Below are 20,969 nucleotides of genomic sequence, written 5' to 3'. Positions count from 1 at the left end.
ACCAGGAGTTGAAACGAGTGGCAGGGCGGCAGCGGATAGACCGCGTCAGGCGCCAATACAATCAATGGGTCGCCAACCAGACGCTGGAAGACTACGCGCTGCGCTTCACCGCCAAGAGCGCGCGGCGCTGGTCCGCCGCCCGGGTCGCCAACACCGCGCTCGGCGCAATCTCGTTCCTTGCGCTGGAGGCGATCGGCGGCACCATCACGCTGAACTACGGCGCAATGAACGCCTCCGCTGCGATCCTGGTGGTCAGCGTCATCATCTTCCTTTGCGGACTTCCGATCGCCTACCATGCCGCGAAAAGCGGCATCGACATCGACCTGCTGACCCGCGGCGCCGGTTTCGGCTATATCGGCTCGACCATCACCTCGCTGATCTACGCCTCCTTCACCTTCATCTTCTTCGCGATCGAGGCGGTGATCCTGGCCAGCGCGCTCGACATGTGCTTCGGCATCCCGCGGCCGATCGGCTATCTGATCAGCGCGGTCGTGATCATTCCGCTGGTGATCTACGGCATCACGCTGATCAGCCGCTTCCAGCTCTGGACCCAGCCGCTGTGGGTCATCCTCCACATCATGCCGTTCGCGGCGATCGCCTGGGCCAATCCGCATTCGTTCACCGAGTGGCGCAAATTCGCCGGCGATCACGGCGATCCCGCAGGAAATCTCGATCTGCTGCTGTTCGGCACCGCGGCCTCCGTGGTATTCGCGCTGGTGGCGCAGATCGGCGAGCAGGTCGACTTCCTGCGCTTTCTGCCGCGCGACCGCCGCACCTCGCGCAAGGCCTGGTGGATCGCGCTGCTCAGCGCCGGTCCCGGCTGGATCGTGCTCGGCGCGCTCAAGCTGCTGGCCGGCTCGTTCCTCGCCTTCTTTGCGCTCAGCCACGGCGTCTCGGCCGAGCACGCGGCCGAGCCCGCCAACATGTACCTCGAGGCGTTCCGCTACGTGCTGTCCCAGCCGGATCTGGCGATGGCGCTGACCGGCACGTTCGTGATCCTGTCGCAGGTCAAGATCAACGTCACCAACGCCTATGCCGGCTCGATCGCCTGGTCGAACTTCTTCTCCCGCCTCACCCACTCGCATCCCGGCCGCGTGGTGTGGCTGGTCTTCAACGTCGTCGTCGCGCTGCTGCTGATGGAGATCGGCGTCTATAAGGCGCTGGAGCAGACGCTCGCGCTCTACTCCAACGTCGCGATCGCCTGGGTCGGCGCGCTGGTGGCCGATCTCGTCATCAACAAGCCGCTCGGCTTGCGGCCGCAGCACATCGAGTTCAAGCGCGCCCATCTCTGCGATATCAACCCGGTCGGCGTCGGCGCGATGACGATCGCCACCGTGGTCTCGATCAGCGCGTTCTACGGCCTGTTCGGCCCGACCGCGAAGGCGCTGTCGGCCTTCGTTGCGCTTGCGGTCGCCTTCGTCACGGCTCCCCTCATTGCCTGGGCCACCGACGGCAAGTACTACATCGCCCGCAAGCCGAAGCGGAGCTGGCAGAACATCGAATCGATCCAGTGCTGTATCTGCGAGCATGCGTTCGAGCCCGAGGACATGGCTTCCTGCCCCGCTTATGCCGGCCCGATCTGCTCACTGTGCTGCTCGCTCGACGCACGCTGCCATGACCTCTGCAAGCCGCATGGCCGGATCGGCGCGCAGGTGTCGGATGCGCTGGGCAAGGTGATGCCGCAACCGATCTATGCCCGCATCAATTCGCAGCTCGGGCATTATCTCGGCGTGTTCGCCGTCTCGGCCGGGCTCGTGGCGATCGTGCTCGGCCTGATCTACCTGCAGACCACGGCGGCGGTGCATGCCAACGAATTGCTGGCCGACGTGCTCTGGAAGGTGTTCTTCGCGCTGACCCTGATCATTGGCGTCGTCGCCTGGCTGTTCGTGCTGGCGCAACAAAGCCGGCGCGCCGCGGAAGCGGAAACACGCCGGCAGACCACGCTGCTGATCCAGGAGATCGACGCCCACAAGCGCACCGACGCCGAACTGCAGCGCGCCAAGGAGGTCGCGGAGTCCGCCAATCTCGCCAAGAGCCGGTACGTCGTGGGCCTCAGCCACGAGCTTCGCTCGCCGCTGAATGCGATCTCCGGCTACGCGCAATTGCTGGAACAGGACGACAGCCTGCAGGTGCGGCCGCGTGAGCAGGTGCGCGTGGTCCGCCGCAGCGCCGATCATCTGTCGGGGCTGATCGACGGCATCCTCGATATCTCCAAGATCGAGGCCGGCCGACTCTACCTGTCGCGCGATGAAGTGCGGTTGAATGACTTCCTCGAGCAGCTGGTCGGCATGTTCCGCCTGCAAGCCGCAGCAAAAGGCATCGACTTCGTGTTCAAACGGCCGGCCGTGCTGCCGGTCGTGGTCTATGCCGACGAGAAGCGGCTGCGGCAGATCCTGATCAACCTGCTGTCGAATGCGATCAAGTTCACGCAATCCGGCCAGGTGCTATTCGTGGTGCATTACCGCAGCCCGGTCGCAGAGTTCGAGGTGATCGATACCGGACCCGGCATCCAGCCCGACGATCTCGAGCGGATCTTCGCCCCGTTCGAGCGCGGCGCGCTTGGCGTCACCCAGCCGCAGACCGGCACCGGGCTCGGGCTCACCATCAGCCGCCTGCTCGCGGGTGTGATGGGCGGCGACATCAAGGTCCTGAGTACGGTCGGCAGCGGCAGCACGTTCCGCGTCAAGCTGCTGCTGTCGGAGGTCACCAATCCGCGGCGCGATGCGCCGGTCGATGCTCCCGTGTACGGCTATCACGGTCCGCGCAAGACCATCCTGATCACCGACGACGACCCGACCCACCGCGACCTGTTGCGCGAGATCCTGACGCCGCTCGGCTTCATCCTGCTCAGCGCGCCGGACGGGCCAGGCTGTCTTGCCCTCGCGCAGCATTGCCGGCCGGACCTGTTCCTGCTCGATATCTCGATGGCGGGCATGGACGGCTGGACGGTCGCCGAAACCTTGCGCGCCGAAGGACATCACCAGGCACGCATCCTGATGATTTCGGCCAGCGCGCTGGAGGCCCATGGCGCGCCGCTGGCGCAGCCATTCCATGACGGATACCTGATGAAGCCGATCGACATTCCGCGGCTGCTCGAGACCATCCGCCAGTTGCTCAAGATCGAGTGGCAGTATGAGGCCGAGCCGGCCTCGCCTCCGCAATGGAAGCCCGAGAGCGGTTCGCGGCCGCCGGTGAAATATGTCGAAGAGCTGATCAGCCTCGGCCAGCTCGGCTATGTCAGGGCGATCCAGCTCAAGCTCGACGAGATCGGCAATGAGTGTCCCGAACATGCCGATTTCGTCGGCCAGATGCGCACGCTGATCGACCGGTTTGATCTCGATCAATATATGGCGACGTTGAAGACATTGCACAGCTATGACCATTGAACAGAAGAAGCGCGACGTCGCGCTCGTCGTCGACGACTCGCCCGAGACGTTGCGCCTGCTGACCGACGCACTCGACGGCGCCGGCATGACCGTGATGGTCGCGCTCGACGGCGCCTCGGCGATGCGCATCGTCGACCAGATCACGCCCGATATCGTGTTGCTCGATGCCGTGATGCCCGGCATGGACGGTTTCGAGACCTGCCGGCGGCTGAAGCGCGACGCTGGGCTCGACGGCGTGCCGATCATCTTCATGACGGGCCTCGCCGAAACCGAGCACATCGTGCGCGGGCTGGAGGCCGGCGGCGTCGACTATGTGACGAAGCCGATCGTGGTCGAGGAGATGCTGGCGCGCATCCGGGTCCATCTCGCCAATGCGCGGATGACGCAAAGCGCCCGCGCGGCGCTCGACGTCTCCGGCCGCTATCTGCTCGCCGTGAACAGCGCCGGCGCGCTGCTGTGGGCGACGCCGCAGGCACAGCGACTGCTGTCGGATACGCTCGCCGACGCCGCCGACAATTTCGCGCTGCCAGACCCGATGCCGCAATGGCTCGAGCAGGCGCAGAAGGGCGGCACAGGAAAGAAGACAGCGACCGTGGCGTCATTCCCCGGCAACGAGCAGCTGCGGCTGCAATATATGGGCAAGCTCGGGCCCAACGAATTCCTGCTGCGGCTCGCCAAGGACACCAGCGGCGACATGCCGGCCGAGTTCTCCAGCGAGCTCGGCCTGACCACCCGCGAGGGCGAGGTGCTGTCCTGGCTCTCCAAGGGCAAGACCAACCGCGACATCGCGCAGATCCTCGGCCTCAGCCCGCGCACCGTCGACAAGCACCTCGAGCAGATCTACGCCAAGCTCGGCGTCGAGAACCGCACCGCCGCCGCCGCGATCGCGGTCAACGCAAGGCATCGCAAGTCTTGATCGAGCGCACTCTGCGCCTCCCGCACCGAAACGTAAGCGAGGCACGGGGGACGCTACGCATCCATAGTCGGCGAACTGCCTTTCCGATCAGCCGGTGCAGCAGGTCCCAGCGACACCTCCTGTTCCGGCGGCTGCGATTTGCGCCACTGCGCCGGCGTCACGCCCATGTGGCTCTTGAAGGCGCGCTGAAAGGCGGCCTCCGATTGATACCCGACCATCTCTGCGACAGCGCCGGTCGAAAGCGATGATCCCTTCAACTCGTTCGCGGCAAGCGTCATCCTGATATCGGTGAGCAGATCGCTGGCCGATCGCCCGAGCTTGTCCTCGAACTGGCGCGCCAGCGTGGCGCGCGACATGTTGCAAAGCCGCGCGAGCTCCGGCAGCGACCACGCACGCGCGGGCTCCTTGAACATGGCGGCCACGGCCGGCGCGAGCCTGGGATCACCGACCAGGGCGAGAAGTCCCCGTGACGTTGCATCGGTCTCGCTCGCAAGCCGCAGCACAAGCGCGAACATTGCCGTGGACAGCGCATTCAGCATGGCGTGGCCGCCGAGATGATCGTCGGCCGTTTCGCTGCGCATCAGCGACACGAGCCCGGCGAGCTGCGCAGCCGTTCCCTTTCCCGCACGCGTGCCGGCATGCACGACAAGACGCGGCGGAAGATAATCGCGCAACAGGCGGTCGTGCGGGGCTGCAATCGCGAAGTGCCCGCACAACAGGTCAAGCCGTTCGTCCGATCCGAGGTTTTCGCTGATCGTGAAATTCTCCGCCGCCCGGTTGCGCGGCGGCAGCGGTGTCGCGCCGCTTCCGTCGTGCATCACGTGGCGCGGGTTACCGGGAAGCAGGAGGATGTCGCCGGGCTTCAGCAGCAACGGCCGTCCGCCCGCGGCGTCGTCCAGAATCGCCGAGCCGGCCAGCACCGCATGATAGGGGATCTCGTTGGTCAGGCCCGGTCCCTGCTCGATACGCCAGGGCACGCTGTAGCTGCAGCGCAAGTCGAGCCGCCCGCGCACCGGCATCATCTCGAACAGCCGGCTGAGCCAATCCATGGCCAATCCCCCTGAAGCAGATCGTGAGACGATTGAGCATATAAACGAGCAATATGAACATTCAATGTCTCAAATCCCAATCCTATTGTCACTCCGCAATCGTTCACCACCCCGAACAAGGAGTGCCACCATGTCTCGTCTCTCAGTTCCGAACCTCGAAACCGATACTGGCCCGTCGGGCCAGATCTACGCCCAGATCAAGAAGGCGATCGGCGGCGTCCCGAACACCTACGCGGCGATTGCGGCCCACGGTCCGGCCGCGCTCAAGTCGATCCTTGCGGCCGATGCCGTGCTGACTGGCGGCAGCCTGCCCCGGCGCGACCTGGAGGTCGTCAAGCTCGTCATTAGCGCCGCCGGCGGCTGCGATTATTGTGTCGCCGCGCACTCGCATCTCGCCAGGCTCGCCGGCGTAAATGCGGATGTGCTCAAGCAGATCCGCGAGGGCGAGCCGACCGGTGACGCCAGGCGGGATGCGCTCGTCAATTTCGTCCGCAAGCTCGCGCAGTCCAGCGGCACCGTCAGCGATGAGGATTTCGCCGCGATCAAGTCCGCCGGCTACAGCGACGCGCAGCTGGTCGAGATCAGCCTGGCGTTTGCGACCACGGTCTTCACCAACGTGTTCAACCGCATCAACGACACCGACATCGACTTCCCGGCAGTCGCGTGAAGCGACCGAGCGATGTCACGCGAAAGGATCACGACCATGACCACGCTTGCCAACACCACACACAATCCGCTTCTCCGCGCGCTCGACAGGTCCGGCCTGCTGGCGGAGGATCTCGACTATCACGTCGTCCGGGCCGCGATGGTGATCATGTTCCTGTTCTTCGGTTACCAGAAGTGGTTTCCGTATGAATTCGAACGGCTGGTCCCGTTCATCAGCAACGGGCCGCTGATCTGGTGGCTCTATCCAGCGTTCGGCCATGCCGGCGCCAGCTATTTCCTTGGCGCCTCAGAGTGGACCTTCGGTTCGCTGCTGCTCGCGGGCTTCTGGGACAAGCGGCTCGGCGTGCTCGGCGCCCTCGGCTCGACCGGAACCTTCATCGCGACGGTCACCATCATTCCGTTCATGCCTGATGGCTGGGACGTTGCCGCCGGTGGCTTCCCCGCGATGACCGGCAACGTGCCCTTCCTGATGAAGGACGTCGTGCTGTTCGCCGTCTCGCTCTACCTGCTCCGACAGGATTTGGTTCGTCTGATCAGGCAATAGCTGATCGCGATTGTTCGCCGGTGGGCCTCGGGCGTGCCGGCGATCGCGCATGGGACTGAGCAGACGCAGCATCTCTCGAACACAGCGACATGGCAGTCATTATTATTGCGGGTCCGGCAGCCATTGCTCTTTAAAGCCGAGCCATAACCCCTTGCCGAACTTGCACAATGCGTTGAAAATCGACCGCCCGCTCCGCGCAATCGGCTGCGCTGCCACCCGCTCGACGACGACGCACCGCCGCTTCCATGCACGAATGATCCCTAGCTCTCCGGCCATGAACATAGTTCCGCCGCGCGGTCTGCGCTAAAAAGCAGCGCCGGTGTTGTTCTGGGGTGAGTTGATGAAGAAGGACGACGTCACATGCCCGCGCTGCGGGGCCGGATTCCGACGCCTTGAGCTGGCGTCCGGATCTGGAAGCAAGGGCGAGTATCGCTGCCCGGTCTGCGAGACGACCCTCGAGCAGTTCGATGGCGACAGGCTCGTCGCCTACCGCCTGACCATCCAACCTTCGATTCGCGGATTGAAGACCTAGCAGCCGTCTGCATGGAATGCCGGAGCAAAATCTGGATCACGATTTCCGCTTCAGGACATAGCTGTCCATGATCCAGCCGTGCCGCTCACGTGCCTCTCGTCGCGCGGCGACGATGCGAGGGCCGACCTCTGCCAGTTCCCCCGCCATGATGATCTGATCGGGCATGCCGAGATAGGCGCCCCACCAGATTTGCAGCCCGGCAGGATCCAGCGTCTGGAAGGCGGCGCCGCCGTCGAGCATCACGACCACGGTGTCGACGCCGGGCGGCCAGCCACCCTCGCGCAGCCGTCGGCCGGTCGTCACGAGGAACGACTCGCCGATCTCATTGAGCGGCAGCGCATGCGCCGCGCACAGCGCCTGGATCGACGTGATGCCGGGGATCACCTCGATCGATGGCAACGGATCGAGCCGGCGCGCAATCCGCAGGCTCGAATCGTAGAGCGAGGGATCGCCCCAGATCAGCAGGGCGACGCGTCCCTCCCCGCCAAGATGGCGCGCGATTTCCTGCGACCACGTCGCAGCGATCGCATCATGCCAATCGTCCACACCCTTGCGATAATCCTCTTCGCCGGCGTCACGCACCGGCAGGTCGAACTCGGCAATGCGTGCGCGGTCATTGCTCAACGCGTCCGCGCAGATCGTTCGACGCAACTCGGCGAGATCCGACTTCGCCGTCCCCTTGCGCGGGATCAGGATCAGGTCGGCGGCATTGATCGCGGCGGTCGCAGCGAAAGTGAGCTGCCGGGGATCACCACAACCGATGCCGATTAGGGACAGCGTCAACATGGCCGCGTCAACCTCGTTCCGGCGCCAGCGCACCGAACAGGATAACGGCAGCCGCCGTGGCCGCGCCGGCATGCGTGAGCTGTTCGGCCAGCGCTGCGATCGTGGTGCGAAGCAGCCGCTCGTCGGCGTGGCCGAGCGATTCCGCCAGCAGCGCGGGCGTGTCGGGCGCGAGGCCGTGCGCGATCAGCCTTGCGGCCAATGCCGGGAAGGTCCGCCGCCCCATATAGACGACGGTGGTCGCTTCCGGATCGGCCAGCGCCGCCCCAGTTCAGGTCCGCGGGCAATTCGCCCGTCACATCGGCGCCGGTCACGAACTGGACCCGGCGCGAGGTCAGCCGTCGCGTCAGCGGAATGCCGGCCTGCGCGGCGGCAACCGAGGCCGAGGTCACGCCGGGAATGATCTCGTAGCCGATGCCCGCCGCGCGCAGCGCTTCGATCTCCTCCTCGAGCCGACCAAAAATGCCGGCGTCGCCCGATTTCAGCCGCACCACCCGCACGCCGGCGGCGGCATAATCGACCAGCAGCCGGCTGACGTGGTGCTGCTTCGCCGACAGGCGGCCGGCACGCTTGCCGACCGCGACGAGATTGGCGCCAGAGCGCGCGAGATCGAGGATCGCGCCCGAGGCAAGATCGTCATAAAGCACCACATCGGCCTCGCGCAGCCGCGCGGCGCCTTTCACTGTCAGGAGCTCGGGATCGCCGGGACCTGCCGAGACGAAGGAAACGAATCCGCTCACCGGTCCTCCGCAATCAGATGGAAGAATGTACCCGTCGCACAGCCGCGCCGCGATCCGGTCTCCGCAACGATCGTACCGGTCGCATCGCGCACCACCGCGAGCGGCGTGTCGGGCTGCGCGATGATTGTCGAATAATGAAACTCGTGGCCGCGCAAGCGTGCGCCCGGGCCGTGGCCGGGCATCGGTGCGGCAAGCTCGGCGAGCCGGTAGCCCAGATGCATGCGGCGCTTGGCATAGCTCGTCTCAAGGCCGAGCAATCCCGCCATCTCATGGCGCACGCCGTCGGCATCGGTCAACGCGGCGCCCAGCACCATGTAGCCCCCGCATTCACCGTGCACCGGCCGCATCTCGGCGAAGGTGCGGAGCCGCCCGAGAAATTGCCCGTTGGCTGCAAGCCGGCCGGCATGCAGTTCGGGATAGCCGCCGGGCAGCCAGCACACATCGGCGTCCGGATCGGGGCCTTCGTCGGCAAGCGGCGAGAACGTCACGATCTCTGCGCCGGCCGCGCGCCAGGCTTCCAGCATGTGAGGATAGACAAAGGAGAACGCCGCGTCGCGTGCGAGCGCGATGCGCTGACCGGGCGGTGTGATATCCAGCCCACGCACGGCTGGTTGTGGCGGCGAGGCGCGCGCCGATCGCAGCACGGCGTCGAGATCGACATGTTCGGCGACGAAGCGTGCGGCTTCGTCAATCAGACCGTCGATTTGAGCCTGCTCTTCGGCCTGTACCAGGCCGAGGTGACGCTTCGGCAAGGCGATCTCGGCGTGGCGCGGCAGCGATCCCAATACCGGAATGCCCGCGCCGGCCATGGCATTGCGCACCAGGGCTTCATGCCGCGCGCTCGCGACGCGATTGAGGACGACGCCGGCAAGCCGTACGCCGGCGCGAAAATCACGCAATCCCGCCGCGACCGCCGCCGCGGTCTGCGCCTGACCGGAGGGATCGATTACCAGCAGCACCGGCCACCCCATCATTTCGGCGATGTCGGCGGTGGCGCCGGTCCCCGAGACGCCACGCGCGGCGACGCCGTCGAACAGTCCCATCGAGCCTTCCGCCAGCACGAGATCGGCATCCGCGCCGCGGCCTGCCAGATGCACGATCGCTTCGCGCGCCATCGCCCAGCTATCGATGTTGACCGACGCGCGTCCCGTGGCGACCGCGTGAAAGGCGGGATCGATGTAATCAGGCCCGCTCTTGAGGCATTGCACCTTGAGACCACGATTGCGATAGGCGCGCGCCAACGCCAGGGTCAGCGTCGTCTTGCCGACACCGGATGCCGGCGCAGAGATGACGAGCCCCGCGGTCATTGCGATGATTCCGGCGACGATTCCGGAAAGCGCGGCGCCGCCCCGACCGGACGGTAGCGGCGGTCGTAGTCGGCTGCATAGAGACGGCTCTCGGCGAATTCGTCCGCGCCGAGCGTCTTGCCGACCAGAATGAGCGCAGTGCGTTCGAGCTCGGGGCCCACGGCACTATCGAGCGTCGCGAGCGTGGCGCGCATGATGCGCTGGTCCGGCCAGCTCGCGCGCCAGACGATCGCAACCGGGCAATCCGCGCCATAGTGCGGCGTGAGCTCGGCCATGACCTTGTCGAGCAGATGGATCGAAAGATGGATCGCCAGCACCGCGCCGGTCGCAGCAAACGCTGCGAGTGTCTCACCATCAGGCATCGCGCTCGCCCGGCCCGGCGTGCGTGTCAGCACCACCGATTGCGCAAGGCCCGGCAGCGTGAGCTCGGCCTCCAGCGCCGCCGCGGCCGCCGAGAAGGCCGGCACCCCGGGCGTGACCGAATAGGGAATCTGCAACGCGCGCAGCCGGCGCAGCTGCTCGCCCATCGCCGACCAGATCGAGAGATCGCCGGAATGCAGCCGCGCGACATCCTTGCCCTCCGCATGCGCGGCAGCGATCTCGGCGATGATTTCGTCGAGCGAGAGCGGCGCGGTGTTGACGATGCGCGCATCCGGCGGGCAATGCGCCAGAACACCTGACGGCACCAGCGATCCGGCATAGAGACAAACCGGGCACGAGGCGATGAGATCGCGCCCGCGCAGGGTCAGCAAATCGGCAGCGCCGGGTCCTGCGCCGATGAAATGCACCGTCATTCGCCGTCTCCTTCCGCGATCGCCGCAACGGCCATCCGATCCTGTGACGCAGCCCTGACCGAGATCAGGCGCGCACCGCGCCCTGCCGCAGCGATCGCCGCAGCCTGGGCGACCGAACCTGTTCCGAATCTCGCCTTGATGATTTCGGACTGTGTCGCGGTTTGTATCTCGGCCAATATCCCGGCAGAAATGCCGCGGACTGGCAGTCCCAGTTCCTGGGCCAGCGCCTTCAATGCCGCCGCATCGGCCTTGTCACTCACCGTTGCAATTGCCGCAAGGCCGTCGGACCCGCCGGCCGCGTCGAGTGCGTCGCGCAAGGACGCGACGCTTGCATCGCGTCTGAATCCGAGACCAGCGACCTTCATCGGAGCGCGCTCCATTGCACGATCGGCCGCGCGGCTTTCCAGGCGCGATAGCGGCCCAATGGCTCGGCCTGCGCGATCTCGAGGCGCATCAACTCCCCGCCATGACGCTGGTGCAGATCGGAGAGCAGCGCCTCGGTCTCCAGGGTCACCGCATGCGCGACCAGTCGCGTTCCCGGCGCGATCCGTGACCAGATCGCATCGAACATCGTGGCGTCGAGGCCGCCACCGATGAACACGGCATCAGGCCTCGCGAGGTCCGATAAAGCGCCGGGCGCCTCGCCTTCGATGATGGTGATCCGATGCGCCAGGCCGAAGCTCGCCGCATTGCTGCGGATGTTGGCGGCGCGTTCGCTGCGGGCTTCGACGGCGATCGCCGTCCCTCCACACAGCGCCCATTCGATCGAGATCGAGCCCGAGCCCGCGCCGACATCCCACAGCCGCTCACCGGGCCGCGGCGCAAGCGCCGACAGCGCAAGCGCGCGGACCGGCCGCTTTGTCAGTTGCCCGTCATGCACAAAGAGCGCATCGGCAAGACCCGAGCTGCGTGCGATTCCTTGTCCTCCCTTCGCCTCCAGCGCAACCGTGACGAGGCTGTCGCCCGAATCCTCCACATAATTGTCGGCGCGATGCTGCGTGATGGATTCACGCAGTCCGCCAAGCGCCGCAAGCGTCCATATTGCCGACGCCCCCCAACCACGCTCCGTCAGCCAACGCGCGAGATCGGACCCCGCCTTGCCGTCGCGCAGCAGGCAGATGATCCGTGCGTCGCACGCCAGATGCGGCAACAGCCGTTCGAACGGTGCGGCATGAAGACCGAGACAGACAGCGTTCTCGATACGCCAGCCCAAACGAGCCGCCGCCAGTGAGAACGTCGACGGCGCGGAGTGCGCGACCCATTCGCCGGGCTGCAGCTTCTCGACAAGGCTTCCGCCGGCGCCATGCCAGAACGGATCGCCCGACGCGAGCACCACCGTCGGACGACCGCGACAGCTCAGCACGATGTTCGCATCGAACGGCACCGGCCAGGCACGGCCGCGGTCGGCGATGCCGGCGAGCGCGAGGTGCCGTTCGCCACCGAAAACCGTTTCGGCTTCGGAAAGCGCGTTTCGGCTTGCGTCGGAGAGGCCGGCAAGGCCATCTTCGCCGATGCCGATGATGGTCAACCACGGATTACCCATGATGCGCGCCCTGATCCTGGGCGGAACGGCCGACGCCAATTCGCTTGCCGTTGCGATCGCTCGCGCGGGCATCGACGCGGTCTATTCCTATGGCGGACGTACCCGTGCACCAGCCGACCAGCCATTGCCGGTCCGCAGCGGCGGCTTCGGCGGCGTCAGCGGTCTTGCCGATTACCTGCGTCGCGAAGCCATCACGCATGTGATCGATGCGACGCATCCTTTCGCGGCCGAGATGAGCCGCAACGCGATCGCCGCCTGCGCGCAAACCACAACGCCCCTGATCGCGCTTGAGCGCGCGCCCTGGGACAAAACCTCCGGCGATCGCTGGATCGAGGTCGCGGACGTCGTCTCCGCGGCCGCGGCCTTGCCGGACAGCCGCGCCAGCGTGTTCCTCGCGATCGGCCGCCAGCATATCGCGCCGTTCGGCAACCGGCCGCAACATGCCTATACGTTGCGTTTCGTCGACCCGCCCGAGCAAGCGCTGCCATTGCCCGATGCCGACGTCATCGTGTCGCGCGGCCCCTTCACGCTCGAGGGCGAGCTCGAGATGATGCGCGCGCGTCGCATCGAATGGATCGTCGCCCGCAACTCCGGCGGAACCGGCGCGCGCGCCAAGATCGACGCCGCCCGCTTGCTCGGCCTTCCCGTCATCATGATCACGCGGCCGTCTCTGCCCGACAGACCGCGGGTGGGGAGCGTGCGCGAAGTGATGCAATGGCTCGGTCATCGGACCTGCCTCGGCGCATAGACCCAGCGGCCGACCCGCCGGGTCGCCGAATTGCCGACGATCACGAGCGTCCGCATGTCGGCCATCTCTGGCCTTGCGTCGCGCAGCTCGACCGTCTCGATCCGCTGCTCGGGCGTGCTGACGGCGCGCGCGAACACCACGATCCGCTCGTCACAGCCCGCCTCGCGCAAGATCTCGAGCGTCCGTGCAAAGCCTTCCGGCCGGCTGGCCGAGCGCGGATTGTACATCGCGATCGCGAAATCCGCTTCGGCCGCAAGCCGCAGGCGCTTCTCGATCAGCGGCCATGGCTTGAGATTGTCGGAGAGGTTGATCGCGCAGAAATCATGACCGAGCGGCGCGCCGGCGCTTGCCGCCGCCGCCAGCATCGCCGTCACGCCGGGCAGAACCCGGATCGGCAAGTCGTGCCATTGCGGCGCATCCTCCAGCGCTTCGAACACGGCGGATGCCATCGCGAACACACCGGGATCGCCAGAGGACACCACGACGACGTGGCCGCCTTCCGATGCAAGCCGCAGCGCGTCAGCGGCACGCTGCAACTCCACGCGATTGTCCGAGGGATGCAGCGTGAGCCCAGCGCGCGGCGGCACGCGCGTCACATAGGGCGCATAGCCGACGATGTCGGTCGCAGCCGCGAGCGCAGCAGAGACCTCCGGCGTGATCAGCGCCTCATCGCCCGGTCCGAGCCCCGCGATGGTCAGCGTGCCGGTCATTGCGCCGCCTCCCGCCGCCGCCCCTGCCCGTGCACCAGCACGATCGCAAAATACGGACACTCGGCCTCGCCGATGTCAGCGAGCCGGGCGACGCGCTGGTCCGGCATGGTGCCGCGTTCGACGAGCCACGCATCATCGAGGCGCCCCGCGGACGCGAGCGCGCGGCGAATCTTCGGAAGATTGCGGCCGGTCTTCATCACGACCAGCGCGTCGGAGCCGCGCATCCGCTCGGCGAGCTCCGGCTCCGGCAGCGTCCCCATCAGAACGGTCGTCACATCGTCGGCTAGCGCAATCGGCTGCCCCACCGAATTCCAGCAACCGACCATGCCGGGAATGCCGGCGATCACCTCGATCTCGACACGCCCCTGCAGCCGCGCATGCAGATGCATGAACGAGCCATAGAAATAGGGATCACCCTCGCACAGCACGACGATGTCGATCGCGCGCGCAAATCGCGCCAGGCGCTCGGCCCATTCGTCATAGAAGTCGGCCAGCAGCCGCGCGTAGTCCGGACTGTCGAACGCGATTTCGGTTGTGACCGGATACTCCATCGGATATTCGCTGACGTCAGCGGCGAGCAAGCCTTCGACAATGCGGCGCGCCTGCCCCGGCTGGCCCTTCTTGCGGAAATAGGCGACATGCTTCGCGGCACGCACCATGCGGTCGGCGCGCACGCTCATCAGGTCCGGATCGCCTGGGCCGAGGCCGCAGCAGATGATGCGTCCCATCGCTATTCGCTCCGGCTCGCCAGCGCATTGACGGCGGCAACCGTGATCGCCGAACCACCGAGCCGTCCCTCGACCGTCAGCGCTGGCACCGGGGGCTCAGCCATCAATGCCGCCTTGGATTCCGCCGCGCCGACAAAGCCGACCGGACAGCCGATGATCGCCGCCGGCCGTGGGCAATCGGGATCTTCCAGCATGTTGAGCAGATGGAACAGCGCCGTCGGCGCGTTGCCGATCGCAACGATGGCGCCGCCCAGATGCGGCCGCCACAGCTCGAGCGCCGCCGCGGAGCGCGTGTTGCGCATCGATTGCGCAAGCGCGGGAACCTTGACATCGCCCAGCGTGCAGATGACCGCATTGCCGGCCGGCAGCCGCGCGCGCGTAATTCCTTCCGACACCATGCGCGCGTCGCAGAGGATCGGCGCGCCCTCCTGCAAGGCGGCTCGCGCGCACGCAGCCATGCCTGATGTGAAGCGCACATGCGCTTCCAGACCCACCATGCCGGCGGCATGGATCATGCGCACGACCACCGGCTCTTCGTCTGGTGTGAAGCGGGCAAGGTCGGCCTCGGAGCGGATGGTGGCAAAGGACTGGCGATAGATCGTCGCGCCGTCGGTTTCGTAGACGTGCGGCATCAATGGCCTCCCGTCAGCACGGAGGGATTTGCGACGAGGTACGAACTGGTCAGCCCCCGGATGACCGGCGCATCCCGCGTCGTGCCGCGGCGGATCAGGTCAAAGCCGTCGTTTGTCGCAACAAGGGTGACATCCGCAGAACCGGAATGGGCACAGCCCTTGGCGCAGCCGGAGACGTGAAGCCGCGCATCGGGTGGGATATGCCGCGCGAGCGCCGACGCCAGCACGCGCGTATCGGCATGCGCCTCGCCGCAGCGCGGTGCGCCACTGCAGGCGACCACGCGCAGCCTGGGATCACCGGCATCAGTCACGAGGTCCGCCCCACGGGGCATCTCGCGCATCCCCTCCACCAGCACCATCCGCCACGGCGTCATGCGAAGTGCTGGTGCACTCCCGGCAAGATCGCTGAGCGTCTGGTGCGGCATCTGCCCGAAGGCGACGCCAACCATCGCGCCCACCGGAAAGAGACCAGGCGCAGGGGCCGCCGATCGGGCCACGGGCTCGGCATCGCCGCGAAGTGTCTCGGGAACGCTCGCACCGCCGGCCAGATGAGCCGCCATCCGCCGTTTCTCACCCCTGGTTCCGCCGGAGGCGACGAACCATTCGGCCAGCGCCAGCGCCACCTGCACAGCCTCGCTCTGCGCGACCGAAAGCCCGCGCTGTGCGCCGTCGGCACGTACCAGCAGTCCACCGTTGCGATCGCGCTCGATCCTGATATCCGCGGACGCACCGGCCAGCACCCGCGCGTTGCCATCATCGATTGCGAAGCCGAACTTGGTCGGAAGATCGAGCGGGGCACTGGCAAGCACCTGCTCAAGCTCGGTCGCAAGCGAGCGCGTCTCGTCGGCGGCGGTCCAGAACGGCGTCACCAGAATGTTGCGCTGCGCCTCGGTATTCGAGTCGGTGTCCAGCAACCCGAGCTCAGCGAACCCATCGACCAGGGACGGATAATCTTCATCGCCGACGCCGCGAATCTGGAGATTGGCGCGACTGGTCAGGTCGATCAGACCGTTGCCGTATCGCGCCGCCAGCTCGGCGATTCCCGCTGCCTGCGCCGCGTCCAGCCGTCCGCCGCGCGGGCGAATGCGCACCACGAGGCCATCGCCCGATAGCATCGGCCGCAGCGCGCCGGGACACCAACCCTTGACCGCAACCGCGCTCATGAGGCCTCCTGCAGCGCAGCCGCAATCGAATTGCGCCGCGTTTGCCACAGCGACGCCTCATGCAATCGCGTGAAGCAGGTTTCGATCGCCGCCAGCGCCGCCGGATTCTCGCGCGCCATGAAGCCGCGAACCTGGTCATTGCCGAGCGTTGCATCGTAGTAGAGATCGAACAGATGCGCCGGCACCGCGCCGGCGAGATGGGCGAACGCAGCCATGTGCTCCAGCGTCGCTGATATCTCGGCGGCACCACGGAAGCCATGGCGCATCATGCCCGCGATCCAGGCAGGGTTGGCCGCGCGCGCCCGCACCACCCGCGAGATTTCCTCGGTCAACGCGCGGGCATGCGGCCGATCCGGCCGCGTTGCATCGAGGTGATAGAGCGACGGAACTTTTGTGCCAAGGCGCCGGGCCGCCGCCGCGATGCCCGCCTCGTGCGCGGCATAGTCCGCCGCCAGCAGCAGATCGGTCTCCGGCAGATCCTGGGTGTGAACAAAACTGTCCGCAGCCGCGAGCCGCGCCTCGATGCCGGCGCGATCGGGCCGCATCTCGCCGTCGGATGCGAGAGCCCACGACGATGCCGACAGCCAGGCTTCGCCGGCCGCCTCGCGTGCCTCCTCGGTGAAGACATCCGGCATCGACGCAATGCCAACGCCATAATATCCGGGGCGAGGACCGAACACGCGCGAGATGCGCTGCCGGTAAGGATTCTCGTCCGCCTCATCGCCGCGTTCGGACAACGCCTCCGCCGCGGCTTCGAACAACTGGGCCAGCCCCGAGAAGACGTCGCGGAACAACCCCGACACGCGCAACGTGACGTCGATGCGCGGCCGGCCGAGCTCCGCCGGCGCGATGATGTCGTAGCCCGACACCCGCCCCGATCCATGATCCCAGCGCGGCGCGATGCCCGCGAGGTGCAGGGCCATCGCAAAATCCTCGCCGGCGGTGCGCATCGTCGAGGAGCCCCAGAGGTCGACCACGAGTCCTTTCGGCCAGTCGCCGTGATCCTGCAAATGACGGCGCAGCAGCTCTTCGGCGAGCTTCACGCCCTGCGCATGCGCCGACGGCGTTGGCACCGCGCGTGGATCGACCGCAAACAGATTGCGTCCGGTCGGCAGCACGTCGCGGCGTCCGCGATAGGGCGAGCCCGACGGCCCCGGCGCCACGCGCCGTCCCGCGAGCGCAGCGCGCAGCGCCGCCCTCTCCGCTTCACCGCACGCGCCCTGCCCGAATATATGCAGGCCGTCGCCAAACTGGCTTTCCTTGAGGTCGCAGACGAAACGATCGATCTGCGGAATGGCCTCGGCCGCGGAGACCGACGCGGCGAGACCGAGATCGTCTTCCAGCCCGGCGATGCGCGCTTCGTCGCGGATCGCGGCGATCAGGCGCTGCCGCCGCGCCGGATCGAGACCATCGGCGGTCGAATACTCATCGAGCAAGCGCTCGAGACTGCGCAGGCCTTCCGGCACCTCGGCCTTCGCGAGCGGCGGCGGCAGATGGCCGATCGTCACGGCACCGATCCGGCGCTTCGCCTGCGCGGCCTCGCCGGGATCGTTGACGATGAAGGGATAGACAACAGGCAGATCGCCGATCAGCGCCTCCGGCCAGCACACGGACGACAGCGCAACGGATTTGCCCGGCAGCCATTCCAGCGTTCCATGCGCGCCGATGTGGACGACGGCATCGATGGCCTGCTGCCTGAGCCACAGATAGAACGCGACATAGGCATGGCGCGGCGTGCGCGCCAGATCGTGATAGTCGGCGTCGCGCTTACCCACCTCACCGCGCTCCGGCTGAAGGGCGACGATCGACTTGCCGCACTCGATGGCCGCGAAATGAAATGCGCCGTCGCGGCAATCGGGATCATCCTCCGGCGCGCCCCATGCGCGGATGAGATCGTCCTCCAGTTGCTGCGGAAGTCCGGAAAGCGCCGCGCGATAGTCGGCGACGTTCCACGTCAAATTCCTGCGCAAAAGAATGTCGACCAGCGACTCCACCGGCTCAAGGTCAAATCCCGCGGCCGCGAGATCAGCCAGCAACGCCTCGACCGAGGCCAGCGCATCGAGGCCGACGGCATGCGCGATCTGATGCGGACGGCCCGGATAGTTCGAGAGCACCAGCGCAAGCCGCTTCTCTTGTGCCGGCTTGCCGGCAAGCCGATGCCAGGCGGCCACGCGCGCGGCAATTGCAGCGACGCGCTCGGCATCCGGCCGATGCGCAAGATGCGCGAATTGCAGCTCGGGATCGCGCTCACCAGGCGATTTGAAGCTCACGACGCCTGTGAACAGGCGGCCGTCGACCTCCGGCAGCACCACATGCATCGCGAGATCGCCAGGCGACAGACCGCGCAGCGATCCGGCCCAATCCTCGCGCCGCGCGGTCGACAAAGCGACCTGGAACACCGGGCACGATGCAGCGTCGAACGGCGTCGTGCCGTCGTCGCCGGCCGCGGAGAACGCGGTCGCATTGACGATGGCCGCTGGAGCGCATTGCGCAAACTGAACGCGCAGCCAATCGGACACGCCCGCCGCTTTCAGCGAAGTGACGAACACGCCATGAGCATCAAAGCCCCTCTCACGCAATGCATCGATCAGTGCATCGACCGGCGCCGTGTCACCGGCCGCGAGATAAGAACGATAAAACGTCACCAGCACGCGCGCCCGGCCGTCCGGTGCCGGCAACGCCGCGATGGCACCGCGCCGGGGATCGTAGACGCCGATCTCGGGAAGATCGATCTCGCCGACCACAGGCCCGGCATAGAGTCCGGACGCCAGCGCCAGTTGCGCGATCACGGCCTGCGCGGCAACCGGGCCGCCCTTGTCGCACAGCACCTTGAGACGGCGCAGCGTCGAGACCGGCAAGGTCGAGAATTCATCCAGCCGCAGATCGTCGCGGCCATCGGCCGGCAGCACCACCAGGGCGATGCCGCGCTCCTTCGCCAGCCGATGCACCGCGGCCAGCCCGTACGACCAATAGGGCTCGCCGCCGATCAGCCGCACCAGAATGCCGCGGGCGTGCGAGAGCGTCCGCTCGATATAGGTATCCACCGACAGCGGATGGCGCAGCTCCGCGAGATTGCCGAGCCGCAGCGACGGCAACGCAGCGCGGCCGCGCCGCCAGCCGGCCGCGAAGGCAGCAAGATCGCTGTCGGAAAACGACAACACCACGAGATCGGCCGGATCCTGGCCGAGGTCCCTTGGCGTCGCGGTCTCCTCAAGGCCGCGGCTCTCGCGGAAGACGACGTGCATCAGACACCAAGCCGTGCCCTGATCGCGGCTTCGTCGATGTCGGCATGTTCGCCGATCACGACGAGCTTCGACTGCCGCACCCGTGCGCCCCAGGGCATGTCGAACTGATGCCGCACCCGCTCGCCGACCGATTGCACCAGCAGCCGCATCGGCTTGCCTTCGACCGCGATGTAGCCCTTGGCGCGCAGCACGTTCTGCTCGCGCGCCAGTCCCTTGATCGAGGCGATCAGCGCGTCGACATCCGAAACCTCCGGAAGATCGATCACGACGGAATTGAAATCGTCGTGCTCGTGTTCCTCCTCGCCATCGTGATGCGACGGCCGCGACGCGAGATCGTTTTCCGCCGCCGCCTCGAGCCCGAGGATCACGCGCACGTCGATCGTGCCGTCGACGACGGGCAGCATCGGCACCTCGCGCGGCATCTCGGCCGCGATCACCTCTTTTGCTGCCTTGATCCCCTCCGCCCCGGCGAGATCCGCCTTGGTCAGCAGCACGAGATCGGCACAGGCGATCTGGTCCTCGAACACTTCCGACAGCGGCGTCTCGTGGTCGAGATTCTCATCGGCCGCGCGCTGCGCATCCACCGCGGCCGGATCAGGCGCGAAACGGCCGGCGGCGACAGCCTCGGCGTCGGCGAGCGCGATCACGCCGTCGACCGTGATCCGCGAGCGAATCTCCGGCCAGTCGAACGCTTTCAGCAGCGGCTTCGGCAGCGCGAGCCCGGAGGTTTCGATCACGATGTGATCGGGCTTCACGTTCCGCGCCAGCAACTGCTCCATCGCCGGGATGAAATCGTCGGCGACCGTGCAGCAGATGCAGCCATTGGCGAGCTCGACGATGTTCTCGGCCGGACAATTGGCGTCGGCGCACGACTTCAGGATGTCGCCGTCGACGCCTTCGCTGCCGAATTCGTTGACCAGCACCGCGAGCTTCTTGCCGTTGGCATTGCGGATCAGATGCTGGATCAGCGTCGTCTTGCCGGAGCCGAGAAAGCCGGTCACGACGGTGACCGGAATTTTGGCGAGCGTGGTCATTCTGCGGCCTCCGGCACGACGGGAAGAGGTGGAATGCGGGCGAGCGATTGCTTGCGGAAGATTTCCGGACGGCTGCGCCACGGCACGATGCCGTCAGGCGCCGCCGCATAGGCCGACGCACCGGCGATCACATCCGCGGCATTGTCAGCGGACAGTCGGCCGTAGACATAGGACCATCGCCCCGGCGCGCTGAGCGCGACCGAGCAACCCTGGCTGCAGGCCGACAGGCATGCAACGGGAACCAGATTGACGTCATCGGGCACGCCGGCCTCGACGAGCGCGGCATGCAGGCGCGCACCGGGCGCGAGCTCACCTTCCGCCGGCGTCTGGCCGGCGCGGCAAGTGATGCAGACATGAAGTGTAACGCTCATCGCCCTTCCTGGATTGACAGCGGGAAGCGATGAGGCACACGAACCGATTTTGGACAGGTTCGTTCCCCGTCGCGGAAC

At 66.8% G+C, this 20,969-nt stretch carries 20 protein-coding genes and 1 pseudogene; 6 read left to right on the top strand and 15 right to left on the bottom strand.

The window, feature by feature from the left end:
• Positions 1–17: 17 nt before the first annotated feature.
• Positions 18–3,386, top strand: coding sequence for a hybrid sensor histidine kinase/response regulator (locus ACVWYP_RS20280; RefSeq protein ID WP_304499553.1), 3,369 nt, complete (start codon positions 18–20; stop codon positions 3,384–3,386).
• Positions 3,376–4,302 carry a response regulator transcription factor gene (locus ACVWYP_RS20275; RefSeq protein ID WP_212054995.1) on the top strand — a complete coding sequence of 309 codons (927 nt, stop codon included), beginning with the start codon at positions 3,376–3,378 and terminating at the stop codon, positions 4,300–4,302. The genes ACVWYP_RS20280 and ACVWYP_RS20275 overlap by 11 nt, the downstream gene beginning before the upstream one ends.
• 53 nt (positions 4,303–4,355) lie before the next feature.
• Here the strand turns inward: ACVWYP_RS20275 and ACVWYP_RS20270 are convergent, their stop codons facing one another.
• Positions 4,356–5,351 (bottom strand): AraC family transcriptional regulator, encoded by a 996-nt coding sequence (locus ACVWYP_RS20270; protein ID WP_304499552.1) that lies wholly within the window; start codon positions 5,349–5,351, stop codon positions 4,356–4,358.
• A 130-nt stretch (positions 5,352–5,481) separates the two neighbouring features.
• Between ACVWYP_RS20270 and ACVWYP_RS20265 the strand changes: the two genes are divergently transcribed.
• Together ACVWYP_RS20265 and ACVWYP_RS20260 are read left to right on the top strand one after the other, a co-directional pair.
• The gene (locus tag ACVWYP_RS20265) at positions 5,482–6,018 is read left to right on the top strand and encodes a carboxymuconolactone decarboxylase family protein (RefSeq protein ID WP_304499551.1); all 537 of its coding nucleotides are present in this window, start codon (positions 5,482–5,484) and stop codon (positions 6,016–6,018) included.
• A 36-nt stretch (positions 6,019–6,054) separates the two neighbouring features.
• On the top strand, positions 6,055–6,561 hold the full coding sequence (locus ACVWYP_RS20260; protein ID WP_304499550.1) for a YkgB family protein: 507 nt from the start codon (positions 6,055–6,057) through the stop codon (positions 6,559–6,561).
• Positions 6,562–6,663: 102 nt separating this feature from the next.
• On the opposite strand, the gene ACVWYP_RS20255 is transcribed toward ACVWYP_RS20260, so the two are convergent.
• Positions 6,664–6,837, bottom strand: coding sequence for a hypothetical protein (locus ACVWYP_RS20255; protein ID WP_304499549.1), 174 nt, complete (start codon positions 6,835–6,837; stop codon positions 6,664–6,666).
• A 64-nt stretch (positions 6,838–6,901) separates the two neighbouring features.
• Between ACVWYP_RS20255 and ACVWYP_RS20250 the strand changes: the two genes are divergently transcribed.
• Complete coding sequence (locus tag ACVWYP_RS20250) at positions 6,902–7,093, top strand: hypothetical protein (RefSeq protein WP_038382082.1); 192 nt, start codon at positions 6,902–6,904, stop codon at positions 7,091–7,093.
• Positions 7,094–7,129: 36 nt separating this feature from the next.
• Here ACVWYP_RS20250 and cobF read toward each other — a convergent pair whose 3' ends face one another.
• From cobF to cbiE, 6 genes and pseudogenes are all read right to left on the bottom strand, one after another.
• Positions 7,130–7,879: a precorrin-6A synthase (deacetylating) gene (gene cobF, locus ACVWYP_RS20245; RefSeq protein WP_304499548.1), complete on the bottom strand. Its 750-nt coding sequence runs from the start codon at positions 7,877–7,879 to the stop codon at positions 7,130–7,132.
• Positions 7,880–7,886: 7 nt separating this feature from the next.
• Positions 7,887–8,616 (bottom strand): annotated as a pseudogene (gene cobA / locus ACVWYP_RS20240) (uroporphyrinogen-III C-methyltransferase).
• A complete protein-coding gene (locus tag ACVWYP_RS20235) occupies positions 8,613–9,923 on the bottom strand; it encodes a cobyrinate a,c-diamide synthase (protein WP_304499546.1) in 1,311 nt (436 codons plus the stop codon). Before ACVWYP_RS20235 ends, cobA begins: the two are co-directional and overlap by 4 nt.
• The gene (cobM, locus tag ACVWYP_RS20230) at positions 9,920–10,717 is read right to left on the bottom strand and encodes a precorrin-4 C(11)-methyltransferase (protein WP_304499545.1); all 798 of its coding nucleotides are present in this window, start codon (positions 10,715–10,717) and stop codon (positions 9,920–9,922) included. Before cobM ends, ACVWYP_RS20235 begins: the two co-directional genes overlap by 4 nt.
• Positions 10,714–11,082, bottom strand: a complete 369-nt coding sequence (locus tag ACVWYP_RS20225; protein WP_304499544.1) for a cobalamin biosynthesis protein — start codon at positions 11,080–11,082, stop codon at positions 10,714–10,716. Before ACVWYP_RS20225 ends, cobM begins: the two co-directional genes overlap by 4 nt.
• Entirely contained in the window at positions 11,079–12,260 is a 1,182-nt protein-coding gene (gene cbiE, locus ACVWYP_RS20220; RefSeq protein WP_304499543.1) for a precorrin-6y C5,15-methyltransferase (decarboxylating) subunit CbiE, read from the bottom strand. Before cbiE ends, ACVWYP_RS20225 begins: the two co-directional genes overlap by 4 nt.
• On the opposite strand from cbiE, the gene ACVWYP_RS20215 reads away from it, so the two are divergent.
• On the top strand, positions 12,259–13,008 hold the full coding sequence (locus ACVWYP_RS20215) for a cobalt-precorrin-6A reductase (protein WP_304499542.1): 750 nt from the start codon (positions 12,259–12,261) through the stop codon (positions 13,006–13,008). The two genes, cbiE and ACVWYP_RS20215, sit on opposite strands and share 2 nt — an antisense overlap.
• Here the strand turns inward: ACVWYP_RS20215 and cobJ are convergent.
• From cobJ to ACVWYP_RS20180, 7 genes are read right to left on the bottom strand one after another with little or no spacing between them, the layout of a single operon-like run.
• A complete protein-coding gene (gene cobJ, locus ACVWYP_RS20210) occupies positions 12,984–13,718 on the bottom strand; it encodes a precorrin-3B C(17)-methyltransferase (RefSeq protein ID WP_304499541.1) in 735 nt (244 codons plus the stop codon). The two genes, ACVWYP_RS20215 and cobJ, sit on opposite strands and share 25 nt — an antisense overlap.
• Positions 13,715–14,446, bottom strand: coding sequence for a precorrin-2 C(20)-methyltransferase (locus ACVWYP_RS20205; RefSeq protein WP_304499540.1), 732 nt, complete (start codon positions 14,444–14,446; stop codon positions 13,715–13,717). Before ACVWYP_RS20205 ends, cobJ begins: the two co-directional genes overlap by 4 nt.
• 2 nt (positions 14,447–14,448) lie before the next feature.
• Complete coding sequence (locus ACVWYP_RS20200) at positions 14,449–15,078, bottom strand: precorrin-8X methylmutase (protein WP_304499539.1); 630 nt, start codon at positions 15,076–15,078, stop codon at positions 14,449–14,451.
• Positions 15,078–16,241 (bottom strand): precorrin-3B synthase, encoded by a 1,164-nt coding sequence (cobG, locus tag ACVWYP_RS20195; RefSeq protein WP_304499538.1) that lies wholly within the window; start codon positions 16,239–16,241, stop codon positions 15,078–15,080. The genes ACVWYP_RS20200 and cobG overlap by 1 nt, the downstream gene beginning before the upstream one ends.
• Positions 16,238–19,486 carry a cobaltochelatase subunit CobN gene (cobN, locus tag ACVWYP_RS20190; RefSeq protein ID WP_304499537.1) on the bottom strand — a complete coding sequence of 1,083 codons (3,249 nt, stop codon included), beginning with the start codon at positions 19,484–19,486 and terminating at the stop codon, positions 16,238–16,240. Before cobN ends, cobG begins: the two co-directional genes overlap by 4 nt.
• On the bottom strand, positions 19,486–20,520 hold the full coding sequence (cobW, locus tag ACVWYP_RS20185; protein ID WP_304499536.1) for a cobalamin biosynthesis protein CobW: 1,035 nt from the start codon (positions 20,518–20,520) through the stop codon (positions 19,486–19,488). Before cobW ends, cobN begins: the two co-directional genes overlap by 1 nt.
• On the bottom strand, positions 20,517–20,891 hold the full coding sequence (locus tag ACVWYP_RS20180; RefSeq protein ID WP_028331460.1) for a DUF1636 family protein: 375 nt from the start codon (positions 20,889–20,891) through the stop codon (positions 20,517–20,519). Before ACVWYP_RS20180 ends, cobW begins: the two co-directional genes overlap by 4 nt.
• Positions 20,892–20,969 lie beyond the last annotated feature (78 nt).

It is taken from the genome of Bradyrhizobium sp. USDA 3262 (genome assembly GCF_054060035.1).
This window is presented reverse-complemented; position numbering and strand designations above follow the sequence as displayed.